This is a genomic window from Larkinella sp. (genome assembly GCF_965227735.1).
Lineage (GTDB): Bacteria > Bacteroidota > Bacteroidia > Cytophagales > Spirosomataceae > Larkinella.
On record NZ_OZ245776.1, the window covers coordinates 1,968,840 to 1,985,595 of the forward strand.

11 protein-coding genes are annotated in these 16,756 nt (G+C 53.2%); 4 read left to right on the forward strand and 7 right to left on the reverse strand.

Going from position 1 to position 16,756, the window contains the following annotated elements:
- The first annotated feature begins 23 nt into the window (after positions 1–23).
- From ACO064_RS07495 to ACO064_RS07505, 3 genes are read left to right on the forward strand one after another with little or no spacing between them, the layout of a single operon-like run.
- Positions 24–1,355 (forward strand): TolC family protein, encoded by a 1,332-nt coding sequence (locus tag ACO064_RS07495; protein WP_421826771.1) that lies wholly within the window; start codon positions 24–26, stop codon positions 1,353–1,355.
- A gap of 22 nt (positions 1,356–1,377) precedes the next feature.
- Entirely contained in the window at positions 1,378–2,433 is a 1,056-nt protein-coding gene (locus tag ACO064_RS07500) for an efflux RND transporter periplasmic adaptor subunit (RefSeq protein ID WP_421826772.1), read from the forward strand.
- Between the two features lie 29 nt (positions 2,434–2,462).
- Positions 2,463–5,594, forward strand: a complete 3,132-nt coding sequence (locus ACO064_RS07505; RefSeq protein WP_421826773.1) for an efflux RND transporter permease subunit — start codon at positions 2,463–2,465, stop codon at positions 5,592–5,594.
- Positions 5,595–5,705: 111 nt separating this feature from the next.
- Here ACO064_RS07505 and ACO064_RS07510 read toward each other — a convergent pair whose 3' ends face one another.
- A complete protein-coding gene (locus ACO064_RS07510) occupies positions 5,706–6,419 on the reverse strand; it encodes a head GIN domain-containing protein (RefSeq protein ID WP_421826774.1) in 714 nt (237 codons plus the stop codon).
- Positions 6,420–6,649: 230 nt separating this feature from the next.
- Between ACO064_RS07510 and ACO064_RS07515 the strand changes: the two genes are divergently transcribed.
- Positions 6,650–7,282: an HAD-IA family hydrolase gene (locus ACO064_RS07515; protein WP_421826775.1), complete on the forward strand. Its 633-nt coding sequence runs from the start codon at positions 6,650–6,652 to the stop codon at positions 7,280–7,282.
- A gap of 234 nt (positions 7,283–7,516) precedes the next feature.
- On the opposite strand, the gene ACO064_RS07520 is transcribed toward ACO064_RS07515, so the two are convergent.
- From ACO064_RS07520 to ACO064_RS07545, 6 genes are all read right to left on the reverse strand, one after another.
- On the reverse strand, positions 7,517–10,744 hold the full coding sequence (locus ACO064_RS07520; protein WP_421830997.1) for a PKD domain-containing protein: 3,228 nt from the start codon (positions 10,742–10,744) through the stop codon (positions 7,517–7,519).
- Between the two features lie 498 nt (positions 10,745–11,242).
- On the reverse strand, positions 11,243–11,857 hold the full coding sequence (locus ACO064_RS07525; protein ID WP_421826776.1) for an ABC transporter ATP-binding protein: 615 nt from the start codon (positions 11,855–11,857) through the stop codon (positions 11,243–11,245).
- A 116-nt stretch (positions 11,858–11,973) separates the two neighbouring features.
- Positions 11,974–12,768, reverse strand: coding sequence for an acyl-ACP--UDP-N-acetylglucosamine O-acyltransferase (lpxA, locus tag ACO064_RS07530; protein ID WP_114407409.1), 795 nt, complete (start codon positions 12,766–12,768; stop codon positions 11,974–11,976).
- Between the two features lie 99 nt (positions 12,769–12,867).
- On the reverse strand, positions 12,868–14,262 hold the full coding sequence (locus ACO064_RS07535; RefSeq protein WP_114407410.1) for a bifunctional UDP-3-O-[3-hydroxymyristoyl] N-acetylglucosamine deacetylase/3-hydroxyacyl-ACP dehydratase: 1,395 nt from the start codon (positions 14,260–14,262) through the stop codon (positions 12,868–12,870).
- A gap of 75 nt (positions 14,263–14,337) precedes the next feature.
- Positions 14,338–15,369 carry a UDP-3-O-(3-hydroxymyristoyl)glucosamine N-acyltransferase gene (gene lpxD, locus ACO064_RS07540; protein WP_421826777.1) on the reverse strand — a complete coding sequence of 344 codons (1,032 nt, stop codon included), beginning with the start codon at positions 15,367–15,369 and terminating at the stop codon, positions 14,338–14,340.
- 74 nt (positions 15,370–15,443) lie between these two features.
- Entirely contained in the window at positions 15,444–16,718 is a 1,275-nt protein-coding gene (locus ACO064_RS07545; protein ID WP_421826778.1) for an HD domain-containing protein, read from the reverse strand.
- Positions 16,719–16,756: the final 38 nt, after the last annotated feature.

A 16,756-nucleotide genomic window follows, 5' to 3' on the forward strand; every position in this document is an offset into this window, starting at 1 on the left:
TTTTTCTTCGTTTATTACCAATCATGAAAAAGATCCTTGCTCTCTTTTTATCCCTTTCACTCACCGCTTCGCTGCCCGGTTTGGCGCAGACGAACTGGACGCTGAAAAACGCCATCGACTATGGTCTCCAGCATTTTGGCACCGTCCGGATTGCGCAATACCAAACCGAAACCGCCAATCAGCAGGCTCGCCAGGCGTTGGGGCTTTATTTACCGCAGGTTTCGGCCACCGGTAACTTCACCGACAACCTCAAACTGCAATCGACCCTGCTCCCGGCGGGCCTGGGCGGGAGCACCGAACCCACCCGGATTACACTGGGTTCGAAATACCAGACAAACGTGAATGCGCAGGTAACGCAGGCGATTTACGATAAATCGCTGCTCCTCGGCCTGAAAGCCGCCAAACCAAACCAGCAACTGGCCGAACTGAATACGCGCCAGACCAAAGAGGAGATCATTTATAACATCACGAGCAACTACTACCAGGTGTTTATTGCCCAGCAGCAGATTGCGTTACTGAAAGACAATATCGAACGAACGCAGCAGGTGCTCGACGTCCTGAAACTGCAACGGGACAACGGCGTCATTCAGCCGGTCGATTACACGCGAACGGAAGTGAACCTGAACAGCACCCGCTCGCAGTTGTCGCTGGCCGAAAACGACCTGAATCTGGCCCTCAACCGGCTGAAATACCAGACGGGTCTGCCGCAGGAGCAGGAACTGACCCTGGCAGACCCGCAGATTCTGACCCAGTTGCCCGTAGTACAACCCGGTGAGTTCGATGCCAAAAACCTGACGACGTTCCAGCAGGCCGAAACCAATTTGCTGCTGCAACGTCTTCAGTTGCAACGGACCAAAGCCGGTTATCTGCCTACGCTGAATTTTTCCGCCAACTACGGTTCGCTGGTGCTGGCCAATGAATTCAACCAGTCCTTCAAAAATTTTATGGGTTTCGGAAGCATTGGCGTTCGGCTGAACATCCCGATTTTCGACGGTTTGCAACGGGATGCCCAGGTGCAGCAGGCCAAGCTGACGGTGCTGACTCAGGAAGAACAGCAGAAACTGAATACGGCATCCTTCCGTCTCCAGTTCAACAACGCCCAGTCGCAGATTCAACGGGCGCAAACAAACGTTCAGAACGACGACCGGAACGTGAAGCTGGCGCAGGAGGTGTATAACATCACGACCTTGCAATACAAACAGGGAACCAAACCGCTGACGGATTTGATCAACGCCGACAACTCCTACCGGGAAGCCCAGTCCAATTACATCAATTCGCTCATTAATTTCTACCAGGCCCGGCTCGATCTGGAGCAGTCGCAAGGCACGTTGTTAAGCTTTTATAACCAGCTCTGATTACTAAATACAACCGACTAAAATGAAAAAGACCACCATTATCGTTGTAATCGCTGTTCTGGCCATTACGTCGCTCATCGGCTTCCGGCTGGCTTCCAACAAGAAGAAAATCGATGAAAAAAACCAGATGCCGACTAACACCAACACCGCTATTCCGGTGACTGTCGCGCCGGTTGCCGAAGGAACCGTCAGCCAGCAACTGGTCAAAACCGGCAATCTGATTCCGTTCAAGGAAGCGGACATTACGGCGACAACTGCGGGAAAAGTGACGCAGGTCAACTTTGATCTGGGTTCTTCGATCCGGCAGGGCGCGACGCTGGTGCAACTGGATAACAAACTGAAAGAACTGTCGCTCGAAGCCACCCGGCTGAACATTGAAAAGCTGAAAAAGGATGTGACGCGGTATACCACCCTGCTGGCGGGCAATGCGACCACCGAAATTCAGTTGAATGAGACAAAATACAACTACGAAAACGCCGTCAATCAGGCGGAGCAGATTAAGAAGCAGATTGTGGATGCCAACGTAAAAGCACCGATCAGCGGCCGGATTGTGAAGAAAAACATCGAACCGGGCGAATACATTACCGTTGGGACGGTGTTGGGAACGGTGTTGGACGTGGCCCGGCTGAAAGTGCAGGTGCCGGTGAATGAAAGTGACGTGTACCGGTTGCGCGAAGGCCAGACGGTTCGCGTGTCGGCGGATGTGTTTCCGGGAAAAACGTTCAGTGGCCGTATTTCGTACATCGCTCCGCAGGGGACCGAAGAACACAATTATCCGGTTGAAATTACCATCGACAACGCCGGTGGACTGAAAGCCGGGACGTTTGTCAACGTTGATTTCTCGCAGAAATCCAACCAGAAAGCCCTGCAAATTCCGCGCATGGCCCTGGTCGAGAGCATCAAAAATCCGTATGTCTACGTGGTGAATGGCAATGTCGTACAGAAACGTGTCATCAAAGTGGGCCGGGAGTTCGACGATTCCATCGAAGTGCTGAGTGGCTTAGCCGCTGGCGATCAGGTCGTAACGACGGGTCAACTGAACCTGAGCGACGGCAAAACCGTACAGATCACCAAATAACCGTACCCACGGCTTAAACGACTCAAACCATGTCCATATCCGAAATAGCGGTCAAACGGCCGTTGCTGGTAATCACCATTTTTATTGTACTCATCCTGTTTGGAGCGCTGAGTTACAAGCAACTGTCTTACAACCTGTTGCCCAAGTTTGAAGCCAATGTCATCAGCGTGGCCACAACCTACCGGGGAGCCTCCGCCGACGAGGTGGAAACCAACGTGACCAAGCGCATTGAAGACGCGCTATCATCGCTGGAAGGGCTGGATCGCATGACCTCAACCTCACAGGAAGGGGCTTCGATTGTGATTATCCAGCTTAAAAACGGCGTTAGTACCACCCTGGCCCAGCAGGATGCACAGCGGAAAGTGGAGCAGATTGTCAACCTGTTGCCCGACGAAGCCGACCGCCCGATTCTGAACAAATTCTCGACCGACGAAATTCCGGTTTTGCGGATGGGGGTTACGGCCGATATGTCGCCAACGGCCCTGTACGACCTGATCGATAATGATATCAAACCGCAGTTGTCAAACGTTTCCGGCGTGGGTCAGGTCAACGTTATCGGTGGTAACGAACGCGAAATTCAGGTGAATGTAAACCCGGAAAAACTCCGGGCCTACGGCGTGTCGATTGGCCAGGTTTCGCAGGCCATCAACGCGGCCAACACCAGTTATCCGGCCGGTCAGTTGGAAACGCGGGAATCGCAGTATTCGATTCGTTTTGATGCTTCCGTCGAAACGACCAACCGCCTGCGCGAGTTGATCATTGTCCGCAAACCCAACGGCAGTCAGGTGTTGCTCAAGGATCTGGCCGAAGTGGTGGACGCAACCACCAAACCAACCGCCATCAACCACATCAATGCCCTGCCGGCCATCGGGCTGCAAATCCAGAAACAGTCGGATGCCAATGCGGTGTCGGTCAGCCAGTTGACGCAGGTCAAGCTGACACAACTGGAAAAGCAATACAGCCAGTTCAAGCTGAAATTCAACATTGCTTCCGATCAGTCGATCTACACCCTGGCGTCGGCCAATGCCGTCGTCTTTGATATGGGGCTGGCCATTCTGATCGTGTCGGTGGTCATGCTGCTCTTCCTGCACAGTTTCCGGTCGGCCATGTTCGTGCTGGTGGCCCTGCCATCTTCGATGATTCCGACCTTTGCGCTCATGTACATCATGGGTTTTTCGCTGAACCTGATGACGCTGATGGCCTTGTCGCTGGTGGTCGGCATTCTGGTCGATGACTCGATTGTGGTGTTGGAAAACATCAACCGCCACCTCGAAATGGGCAAAGACAAACGGACGGCAGCGTTGGACGGACGGAGTGAAATTGGCTTCACCGCTTTAGCGATTACGCTGGTAGACGTCGTGGTGTTTGTGCCATTGGCCATGACCGGCGGTTTGATCGGGAACATCCTGCGGGAATTTGCCCTGGTGGTGGTTTTCTCGACGCTGATGAGTCTGCTCGTCTCGTTTACGCTGACGCCTTTGCTGGCATCGCGCTTTGGCAAAATTGAAGTATTGAGCAAAAGCTCTTTGTGGGGCCGACTGAACCTCGGTTTCGAAAGCCTGATCGACCGGCTGACGGCCGCTTATGGTCGGATTCTGGTCTGGGTGCTGGGCCACAAACGCTACGTGTTCATCGGTATTTTTGCCCTGCTGGTGGGTTCCATTGCCTTGGTGCCGGCCGGTTTTATCGGTGGTGCTTTCATGCCCGCCAGTGATCAGGGCGAAATGAACGTTCAGATCGAACTGGCCCCAACAGCTTCGATTTATCAGACTAACGCCCTGGCGCAACGGGCGGAGCAAATTATTATGAAGCACCCCGAAGTGACCAATGTGTTCACCAACGTGGGGTATACCAGCAGTGGGATTGCCACGGCGTCGAACAGCAACATTGCCGATTTGAACGTCAAGTTGATCGATAAAAAACTGCGCACCATATCGACCGAAGCCTTCGGCCAATTGCTGAAAGAAGAAGTGGGAAAAATTCCGGGTGTGAAAGTAACGGTTGTTCCGGTGGGGCTCGTTGGGGCTTCGCAGGCGCCGATTCAGATTGCCGTGAAAGGAACGAACCTGGCCGACATCCGGAAAGCCGCTGCGCAGGTGAAAGAAGTAACCCAGTCGGTGCCGGGCACACAGGATGTGAAGTATTCGGTCAAAGACCCAAAACCGGAAGTAACCGTCAACCTCGACCGTGATAAAATGGCCCAGTTGGGGATCAATGCTTCTGAAGTCGGGATTGCGTTGCAGAATGCTTTCCGGGGCAACGACCTGTCGAAGTTTAAGCAAAAGGGGAATGAGTATGACATTCTCATCAGCCTGGATCAGTTCGATCGTACCAAGCCGGAGGACATCAGCCGATTGACGTTTGTCAACAACCAGGGCAAAACGTTTGAACTCTCGCAGTTTGCTCAGGTGCAGGAGCAAATCGGCGAAAGCGTGCTGGAACGCATCGACCGGCTTTCTTCGGTAACGGTTAATGCCCAAGTGGTGGGTCGTCCGGTGGGAACCGTTGGTACGGATATTCAAACCAAAATGGCGAACGTGAAATTGCCGGAAGGCGTTTCGATTCAGTATCTGGGTCAGTTGCAGCAACAATCCGACGCTTTCGGTAGCCTCGGACTGGCGTTGATGATTGCCATTCTGCTGGTGTATTTCATCATGGTGGCACTCTACGAAAGTGTGGTCTATCCGTTCGTCGTCCTGTTCTCCATTCCGGTAGCCCTGGTGGGTGCCTTACTGGCGCTGGCCCTGACGATGGAAAGTCTGACGGTTTTCTCAATTGTCGGGATGATCATGCTGCTGGGTCTGGTAGCCAAAAACGCCATTTTGATCGTTGACTTTACGAACCAGTTGAAAGCCGAAGGGCACGATGTGGTCGACGCCCTGATCGAGGCCGGAAAAGAGCGGTTACGCCCGATTCTGATGACGACGCTGGCAATGATTCTGGGGATGTTGCCGATTGCGCTGGCCAGTGGTGCCGGTGCCGAAACCAAAAACGGGATGGCGTGGGTCATCATCGGCGGTCTGACGTCGTCGCTGATTTTGACGTTGCTGATCGTTCCGTCGATGTATCTGGTGGTCGATCGGATCATCGCCCGGTTTACCGGAAAGAAAGTAAAACCGAAAAAACCGCAGGAACTGGAAGTGGCACAGGCGATTGATTGATTTCTGGGAAGTAAGAGGTGAGACGTGAGAATAAAGAAAGGAGCACTTGTCGGTGCTCCTTTTTGGTTAAAAAGTCTTTTCTCTCTACTCTCACTTCTTGCATCTTTGAAATCAGTCCTTGCGCACGGTGCTTGACCCCGACAGGTTGGTTTTTACCTCGGGTACGCCCCGATACCGCACGCTGCTGGCGCCACTGGCTTTTACGTCGAGCAGTTTCGACACGCGCACGCGGGCCGTGCTGGCTCCCGACAAATCCAGCTCGGCTTCATCGACCGGATAATCGAAGGCTTCCACTTTGCTGGCTCCCGACAGTTCGCCGATCAGCAAGCCACTGGCGCCCCGGAGGTCGAGGTCCGATGCGCCCGACAGGTCGATATTGGTCCGGTCGGCATCGATGTCGACCGTTGAACGGGATGCGCCCGTCAGCCGGATGTCGAAATCCCGCAGACCCTGAAAACCGCTGATGTCGGAACGTGAAGCACCGGAAAAATCGACGCCCCGCAGGCTTGGCATCGTAATGGAGATGTTCATGTCGTAGCGCCGGTGCCGCGACGAGCCATTGCGATAGCGGGCATACAGCGTGCCGGCGCGGGTGTAGAGGTCAAGATCATCCAGATCCCGGCGGTTTCCGCGGGCTTCGATGCTAAAGTTACTGCCTTGTTCAACGCTGATGGTAAAGGCACTGCCCATGTCGAGCCGGTCGAAGTTGGTCAGGCCAAACGAGCGGTCATCTTCTTCGTAAGGGCCGACGTGTTCAAAGTCGCAGGAGGTGAGCGACACCAGGGCGAAAAGAAAAAAAGCGGAAAGAATGGTGGAAAATTTCATGATTGTCATAGCGATTTGTGGATGTATTTGCTGTTGTATGCGGCTATGACCCGCGTCGGAAGCGCTCCCCCTATGCGGTTTTGAAAAAAAGTTTTTAGTAGAAAAAAAAGTTGGGGGATGATGGATGGAAAAACCGCTTATCGGCCTGACCTTTGGGCGTTTCTCTTGAACAAGTTCCCATCCAAAGTGCCTTTCAGGATTTTATATCGGCTAGTAAAACAACAACGACGATGAATTACAAACTGGTTATTTTCGATTTCGATGGCACGCTGGCCGATTCGTTCCCTTATTTTTTAAAAACGGTAAACGTGCTGGCGGAAACCTATCATTTTCCACCCATCGATCCTGAAAATGTCGATCAGCTCCGGGGCATGGATGCCCGTCAGTTAATGAAAAACGCCAGGTTGCCCGCCTGGAAAATACCGCTCATTGCCAACGCCTTTATTCGCCAGATGGGCAAAGACATTGCGCAAATTCCGTTATTTGAAGGTATTTCCGATCTGTTAAAGCAGTTGTCGAATCTGGGCGTCCGGCTGGCCATTGTCAGTTCGAATTCGGAAGAAAATATCCGCCGGGTGCTGGGACCCGAAACGGCAGCCCTCATTACGCACTACGGCTGTGGCAGCTCGCTGTTCGGGAAACAGCACAAATTCAGGAAAGCCCTGGCGAAGGTGGGCGTTCAGCCCGGCGAAGTGCTTTGTGTCGGCGATGAAATTCGGGACCTGGAAGCTGCGAAAGGAGCCGGTATTGCCTTCGGTGGCGTTGCCTGGGGCTACACCCGCGCCGACATACTGGAAGCCTACGCCGATAGTACGGTTTTTTATACCGTACAGGACATCGTCAAAACCGTAGTCTCAGCCTGATCAGGTACAGGCATTTACACTCCTTTTTTCTCCTCTTTTTCCGCCATCCAGTTTGTCACAATGGATAAGGGCCAGAATAGCGTAGACACAATGGCTTTATGCCAATTCGGTTTGCCAGGGGCGCGTAACGCTTTTCCGCAATACCAGGCCAGAACAACAAAGGATATAAACCATGCCAATGCCATATCGTTGGTAATTTAGGTGTCGTTAAAGATAATAAAAAAGGTAACCAATTCACTCCAGTACTTCGACCCACCCCTTGCATTGCGTTCCCCGTTGCGTCGTCAGCAGGTAATAATACAGGCCGCCCGGTGCTTCATTCCCCCAGGTGTTTGTGTAATTTTCACTGCGGTAAATCAGTTTGCCCCAGCGGTTAAAAATCTCCAGCTTTGCTCCTGTGAATCCCACGTTGAACACATCATTTTTTCCGTCGTTGTTGGCCGTTACAACGTTCGGAACCTCACTCATGTTCTCGATGATAACCGGCAGATTGAGCGCCAGACTGCACCCGTTTTTGGAAGACGTTACTGTAATTTCATACTGCCCGGATTGCGGATATTGATACGGCTCGGGCGAGTTCGTCCGCAACGTGTCACCATTGCCCATCGCCCACGCCAGGCCGGTGGCCCCCGTCGTTTTGTTGACCAGCTCCACTTTCATGGGCCGCCCGCATTCCGAACTAAGCCGCACCTCGGCAACGGGCCGGAAGGAATCGTCGGTGGTAATCGTCACATTTTTAGTGGCTGAACACCCGTTTTCGTTTGTGATCTTTACGGAATAGGTGGTGGTTTGCGTCGGATTCACCACCGGGTTTCCCACCGTCGCCGTGCTCATTCCCTGCGTGGGTGTCCAGGCATAGGTGGTGCCACCCTCCGCCAGCAGTTGAACCGGTTGCCCCGGACAAATCGTGGTGTCTTTGCTGACCTTGAAATTGGCGGAAAATACTTTAATCACTTTTTTGGCGACATCGACCCGCTTGCAGGTCAGCCGGTTGTAGGCTGTCAGCGTAACCGTGTATTCGCCCGGTTTATCAAACGTATGGCTCACCTGCGCCGGGTTGGTCGAGGTGCCTGTATCGCCAAAATCCCACGCATAGGTAATACCGCCTTCGCTGGTATTGACGAAATTGAGCGTCAACGGCGTACAGCCCTGTATGACGTCTTTCTGCGTTCCCTGATAGGCATCGAAGGTAGCTTTCAGCCGGTCGATGTCGAATTTGAAGGCCGCATTGTTGCAGTTGGGGCTTTTATTGGTTGTGGACCACACCTGGGCCGTCGCCGGAAAGGACGTTCCTCCACAGGCACAGGCCGCGTGGTAAATGACCCCGCTTTTATCGAACCGGCTGGTTCCGCCATCGACGTGATCCCCGCGTCCGACTTGGTTTTCGCTGCCGAAAAAGGTAGCATATAGAAGCGATTTTCCGCCCTGCTCCAGCAACGCCAGCCAGAAATTACTGCCATCAGTCGTTTTTCGGAAGGCATCCGCCGTAACGGGCAACCCACGCGTACTGCTGTTGGCGTTGGCACTCCGGACGTTCACGTTGCCGCCCCAGCCCGACAAATAAATGTTACCGCATTCATTCACCAGAAAAGCCGTCGGCGAAATATCCGGCCCCACCCGGCCGGAACCGATGACGGTTGAAAACACGGTTTTTGACAGCGTGGGGTCGAGTGCGTGGATGAACTGACTGCCTCGGGCGTTCTGGTACACACTGTCCGTCACCGCGTACGTCCCCCGGGTTAGTCCGAAAACGTGCGGATTTTCCTGCGGATCAAGGTCGATGAGATAAGCGGCATCGTCGGCGGTAGTGCCCAGGTAGGTGCTGCGTTCGAGCTGGTTGTTGGTAAATTTGACCAGAAAACCGTCTTCCCGGCCACCGATGGCGGATTTAAAGGCCCCGGCAAGACCCGGCAAATCCGCACTCCGGGTCGTTCCGACGGCGTATAGTGACCCCGACGCGCCGATTCGCAACGCATAGGCGACGTCGTAACCACTTCCGCCAAAATACGTACTCCAGCGCAACTGGCTTAAATCCGGACTCAATTGCAGCAAAACCGCATCGGCCGGACCGTTGAGTTTGGGTTGTGGAGCGTTGGCCGTCACCGGAAAATCAGCGGAAAACGAAACCGTGGCCACGTAGACATTGTCATTTTTGTCGACCATGATTTCACCCCGCAGGTCGTCGCCGTAATTGTAGATGCCCAGATACTGATCGGCCACGTTGATACCGTCGTTGGCCGAACCACCGACGTATGTACTGCTTTTCAAGGTTCGACCGTCGGTGCTGAGGTTGGCCAGAAATAAATCGGTTCCGGCTCGGAAGTAGATGGTTCCGTAGAGACTACCCGGTTCGGGCAATCCATTCCCGATAGGAATATACCCCGTACCACCCGCAAACTTCCGGCTGTAGGCTGATGTGGTCGTCGGAAAATTGGCCGACGAAGTGACTCCGTAAATCAATAGCTCATTTTTACTGTTCACAATCAAGCTATTAGGCGTTTCTCCGGTCGCACCGCCCAGGTAGGTTGCATACAGCAATTGCTTCCCATCCGGACTGAATTTCATGATGGCCACATCCATTTCGGCCCCATACCGGGTTTGAAATGCGCCGGTGGTCGGCACAAAACTGGTCCCGTACACGGTTCCGGCGGTATAGAGATTGCCGTCGTTGTCGTAGGTGGCCGTATGCCCCCAGTTGTCACTGACCGAGCCCGAGTAGGTCGAAAAGATCAGGGTCGGGTCGATGGTGAGCGGTTGCTGTTTGTCATAGCCATTGGGAAAACGAAACGTGGCGGTTTTATCTTCCAGCACCCAATCCGCCGGAACCTCCGTGGTTTTGTTGTTTTTTTCGGTAAACGAATACGGTTTTTCTTCCCGAAAGGGTAAAAGGCTGGTTTCAACAACCAGTTGTCCCTTCTCCGAACGAACCGACGACGCCCCGTCATACCGGAGCCGGATCACCGACGGATCGGCACCCGGTTTTACCAGAAACTCGTATTTCATCGTCTGGTAATAGGCAAACAGCCGCAGGTCGATTCCGGGATAAATGTCGTGGTAAATAATTTCGCCAAAAGCCGGAACGGCACTCGCCCAGCGGCTGGCATCGTTTCCCAAAAAATAGTTGTGGTGTTCCGAAACGCGGTTTTTGGTTTCAATGTGGGCCGTGGGCAGGCTGTTTTGCAGTTGTACGTCCACGCCGTGGGCATTCACCAGCGGTTCGGCGCGTTCGGGTGGCGCTGCCGTTCGGGATGCAGACTGCTTAACCGGCCCCGAGTGAAGCCGGTCCAGGGTTTCGGTATCGTAAAAAACGTAATGGAGCGACTGCTTTTTCAGGAACAGAAAACCGCCCGGTAATTCGGCCCGGAACAACACCTCCGGCGACCACTGGCCTTTGTTCTGCACAAACCGTACGGCCCCGCCCGGAGCTTCAGCCTTCGCTGAAGACAGCAGTCCCAAAAGCACGAAAAACAAAGCGAAAGTAAACGTTCTGCACATAAACCGGCGACATCAGTAAAGGATTTCAAGATAATCATTTTAGAGGAAAGAGGTTAGACAAGAGATCAGAGATAAAACCGGTATGGAGCCTCCTTTCTTCTCTAGTCTATCCTCTTTTCTCTTAGTAACCAAGACTCCATAACGATGCAAAGAGTTGCAACTGTATGTTCCTGATGGGACGTTTTGAGGTACACTTAAATCCTACAGGACTTTCGCTTTCTGCCCCCAACCCCCTAAAGGCCGGGCGGCCGGTGCCGGGCTTAAACATCTGGATTTCGAAGCCCCCTTTAGAGGGTTGGGGGCGAAAAGCGGATGTTTAAGCCCCCTAAAGGGGACTTTAGCATCCGGATTAAGCTGCGTCCAAGTCCCCTTTAGGGCCGGGGTCGCGTTCGACTTTAGGGGCAGAAAGCGAAAGTGTAACAAAATTATCAGACGTGAGTCCTATCCTTGAGGAAGCCCGAAAAATTACTTCCAGCGGCTGATGTCGATGACATTGGGGCAGAAATCGTATTCGTCGGGCTGGTTGGAGCCGATCAAAACCAGTTGGTCGGAAAGCAGCCGGACGCGCTCCCGGTACCAGGCGACGCCCTGTTTGTCGAGGTTGGAGGTGGGTTCGTCCAGCATCACGATGGCGGCTTCGGAGTAAAACGCCAGGCCCAGTTTCACCCGCTGTTTCATGCCCGACGAAAACGCTTTGATTTCCTTGTTCCGGGCGTGGCTCAGGTACATCAGTTCACAAAGCTGGTCGGGCGTAAGCTGGTTTTTGAACGGTTTGAAAGCCTGGTGGAACGTCAGCAGTTCGAGGAGCGTCAATTCTTCAATTAATTCAAGGTACGGAGCCGCTACGACCAGGTGGCGGAACCAGTCGTCAACATCGAGCGGTTTTTCCTGAACCGTATAGTGGATAGTACCTTCCGAAACGGGCAAAACACCGGCGAGGGTCTGGAGCAGGGTCGATTTCCCGCTGCCGTTGGGGCCGACGAAGGTATAGCTATTCCCGGCCCGCATCGTCAGATCAACGTTCCGGAAAATCCACTCGCGCCGGAAGCGCTTGCTGAGTCGTTCGGTGGTGATTTGCATATATTTCAAACAAAAAAATAACGAATGTCGAATATTGAATAGCGAATAACGAAATCTGGGAACTGGAGACTTCGCTATTCATTATTCAATATTCAGTGTTCGTTATTCAATTCCTCTTACTCTCCCACTTCCCGCCCCGATGGGCCTTTCATGATGCCGCGTTCGGAGTTGCGGATGAAGTTGACGATTTCGTCGCGTTCGTCGGAAGGAGGCAGCTCCAGGTCGATGCGGGTAAGCGCTTCGGCGTTGTTCAAACCACGCAGGTACACATACCGGTAAATTTCCTGAATCTGGTTGATTTGCTCGTTGGTATAGCCGCGCCGACGCAGCCCTACCGAGTTGATCCCGGCGTAGGTAATCGGTTCGCGGGCGGCTTTCGAAAACGGCGGAACGTCTTTCCGCACCAGTGAACCACCCGAAATGAAGGAATGAATCCCGATTTTGGCAAACTGGTGTACGGCACTGAACGCGCTGATGATCGCCCAGTCGCCGAGCTGAACATGGCCCGCCATCTGGACGGTATTGCCAATGAGGCAGTGGTTTCCGATCCGGCAATCGTGTGCGACGTGCGCATAGGCCATGATCAGGCAGTCGCTGCCGATCTCGGTCCGGCGGTGTTCTTCCGTTCCCCGGCTCACCGTGGCATACTCCCGAATGGTGGTATTATCGCCCACAAAGGTGAGCGTATATTCGCCTTTGAATTTCAGATCCTGGGGAATGGCCGAGATGACGACCCCCGGATAAATCCGGCAGTTTTTGCCAATGCGGGCGCCCTCATTGATGACGGCATGGGAGCCGATCCATGTTCCTTCACCGATTTCGACATCTTTATGGATGATTGCAAATGGCTCAATAACAACGTTTTGAGCAATTTTAGAATCAGGATGGATGTATGCGAGTGGTTGAATCATTAAACTTCGTGGTTTAACGTTTTCGGTTTAACGTTTTCGGTTTAAAGCGGGGCGTTGGAATGAAACGCGTCCTTAAACTTTGAACTGCAAACCTTAAACCTATTTTTTCTTAACAAGACTGGCGATCATTTCGGCTTCGCAGACAAGTTGCCCGGCGACATATCCCCGGCCGGACATTTTGACGATCCCCCGCTTCATGGGCGAGATAAATTCACAACGAAAAATCAGCGTATCGCCCGGAACAACATTCCGGCGAAAACGGCAGTTTTCGATACCGATCAGGTAGGGCCAGTAGTTCTCCGGATCCGGAACGGTGCTCAGCACCAGAATTCCGCCGGTTTGGGCCATCGACTCGAGTTGCAATACGCCCGGCATGACCGGATTTCCCGGAAAATGCCCCATGAAATATTGCTCATTCATGGTTACATTCTTCACCCCCACCACGCTGCTCTCGTCCAGGGCGATGATTTTGTCGATCATCTGGAACGGGTAGCGGTGCGGGAGCAGACTGGCGATTTTATGAAAATCATACACCGGCGGCTGCGTCGGGTCGTAGGCCGGGCTTGTGTTCGCGGCATTTTTCTGCATCAACTTCTTGATCTTCTTGGCAAAAGCCACATTGGCCGCGTGGCCGGGCCGGGCTGCCAGAATCTGCGCCTTGATGGGCCGACCTACCAGCGCCAGGTCGCCAACGAGGTCGAGCAGCTTATGGCGGGCCATTTCGTTCGGGTAGTGCAGATCGAGGTTATTCAGAATCCCCTCCTTTTTGTTGACGCTAACTTTCGGTTTGTTCAGCAGGTCGGCCAGGTAATCCAGCTCGCCCTCGCGCACATCCCGATCCACAATGACGATGGCATTGGTCAGATCACCGCCCTTGATCAGGTTCTGTTTGTAGAGCATTTCCAGTTCGTGCAGAAACACAAAGGTCCGGCACATCGCGATCTGCGACGAAAACTGGCTGATGTCGTTCAGAAACGCGTGCTGGCTCGTGATGACCCGCGAATTGTAGTCCACCATGACGGTGAGCCGGTAATCGTTGAGCGGCAATGCAGCAATTTCAATGTCTTTTTCGGAATTCTTATAATGAACGTATTCGTTGATTTCGAAGTAGTTACGGTACGCGTTCTGTTCTTCAATACCGGCATCCTGCAAGGCTTCGATGAACTTGATCGAGCTGCCGTCCATGATGGGCGGTTCGGGGCCATCGAGCTGAATCAGAATGTTGTCGAGTTGCAACCCGACCAGCGAGGCCAGGGCATGTTCGACGGTATGAATCCGCGCGCCGTTCTGCTCCAGGGTGGTGCCGCGGGACAGATCGACCACATTATCGACATCCGCATCGACAATCGGCTGGCCCGGTAAATCGACGCGTTGAAACTTGTAACCGTGATGGGCGGGTGCGGGCAGGAACGTCATCGTTGCCGTAACGCCTGTATGCAACCCCACACCTGAGACCGATACCGATTTTTGAATTGTTTGCTGTTTGGTATTCATTCCGTAAGCTTCTGACCAGAAGACTATTATCGTCACTTCATAACGGACATTCCGTAGGAAACCGTTCGTTTGTAACTACTGATTGTTTAGTTTATTTTCTAACACCCCGATGCGTTTTTCGAGTGACGGCAGCCGTTGAAAAACAAGGGCCGATCGCAAGCTGTCTTTGACATCGAAAGCGGGCATGCCATTGAGCGACAATCCTTCTTCCTTGACGGATTTGGTAACGCCCGACCGACCGCCCACTTTCGTGCGGTTGGCCAGAACGATGTGACCGGTGATACCGCTTTGCCCACCAATGACGCAGTTTTCGCCAATTTTGGCGGAACCGGCAATGCCACTCTGGGCCGCAATAACCGTGTTTCGGCCAATTTCAACGTTGTGCCCCACCTGGATCAGGTTGTCCAGCTTGACGCCTTTCCGGATGATGGTGGAACCCACGGTAGCGCAATCGATGGTGGTGTTGGCCCCAATGCTGACGTTGTCTTCAATGATGACGTTGCCCAACTGCGGAATTGCCCGGTAGCTTCCGTCGGGTTCGGGGGCGAATCCGAAGCCTTCGCTGCCAATCACCGCATTCGGTTTGATGACGCAATGCTGACCAATTACCGTATTGTCGATGATTCGCGCGCCGGTATGAATGATCGTATTGTCACCGATGGTGACGTTGTTACCAATATAAGCCTGTGGGTATATTTTGACATTGCTGCCAATCAGGCAATTTTCTCCGATGTATGAAAACGCTCCGCGGTAGGCACGGTCGCCAATCCGGGTTGTTTCGGCGATAAAGGAGGGTTGCTCCACGCCAATTTTTTCTGTGGGCTGGAGCCGGTTTACCTGCTCCAGTAACTTTGTAAAAGCGGAATAGGAGTTATCTACGAAAATTAAGGTCGCCTGAACGGGTTGCCGGGGTTGAAAAGACTGGTTGACAATGACGGCTGACGCGGCTGTTGTATACAGGTACTGTTCGTATTTCAGATTCGCTAAAAAAGAGATGCTGCCTTCCTTACCCTCTTCTATTTTGGACAGTTGACTGATTTTCAGAGATTCATTCCCATCAACTGTACCGCCGAGCAGGGCAGCAATCTGCTTCACTGTAAATTCCATAGAGTTGACGTCGTCGTCGTTGGGGCTATGTAAGACTCGGATATTTGTGCCGCTAAGGTAGAGAACAAATTGAACTATACCAACCGAACCGGTTGCAGGGCCAGGTTTTTCGCCCAGCAGAGGTAGTATCGCCTGACCATATTGGTCAGGGCTTTAATACCGGGCAGATCGGACGCATCGGCAATGTCAATAATACGATCATCTTTCAGCTTGATATTTATATTATCGATAGACGGTAAATAGGCGGAATTAGTGGCAACACCTTCGACCAGAAAATAGGACAATTCGTCCTGCTGAATCCCGGCTTCCAGCAATTGCTGCTCAATTTCGCGCACCAGATCACCGGCAAAAGGCTGGTCCGACAGGATGATTTTAAACAGCCGCCGGTCAAGCAGCATCTGGCACAGCGTGGACAAAACGCGGTCGGGATGTCGGCTCCAGAATTTGACCGACGTCCAGATGTCGTAATCGTCCAGTTGCGTAAACGCGTTCAGGTAGTCCGGATTCTGCTGAAAGTCTTCCATTGTGATCGGTTTTGACAGAAAAGTGTGCAGGGCGGGGGTCGTAAAAACCGCTGTTTCGCGGCCCTGACCCGACCCGCTTTGTGTCAGCAAAAACCGCGCCCGTCGGATGATCTGCACCAGCATCGACTCGGCGCAGAGCGACGTTTTGTGCAGATACACCTGCCAGTACATCAGCCGCCGGGAACTCAGAAAGTTTTCGATGCTCAGAATTCCCTTGGCTTCCACCACCAGATGGTCGTCGACGAGGTCGAGCATTTTGATGATGCGATCCGCGCCGATGGTGCCTTCGGCCACGCCCGTGTAGAAACAGTCGCGGTTGAGGTAGTCCATCCGATCCATATCCAACTGACTGGAAATCAACTGGTGGAAAAACGGGCGGGGGTAAGTTCCCTCGAACATCTGAATAGCGATCGACAGGCCACCGTTGAATTGCCGGTTTAGGTCTTCCATCAGCATCAGCGACAGGCGCTCGTGCGGAATGCCTTGCAGGATGGTATATTCCAGGACGTGGGAAAACGGCCCGTGGCCGATGTCGTGGAGCAGAATGGCGATTTGGGCGGCATCGCATTCCGGTTCCGAAATTCGGTGGCCTTTGCCCCGCAGGGTCTGAATGGCCTGCCCCATCAGGTGCATGGCACCCAAAGCGTGGTGAAACCGGGTGTGTAAGGCACCGGGATACACCAGTTCCGACAGCCCCAGTTGCTTGATCCGCCGGAGCCGCTGAAAATACGGATGCTCGACCAGATCGAACGTCAATTCGTTCGGGATGGTGATGAACCCGTAGACGGGGTCATTCAGGATCTTTTTTTTGTTCTGGGAAGCCAAATGGAATGGAACCGTTTTTCAGACAAATATACGCCAAA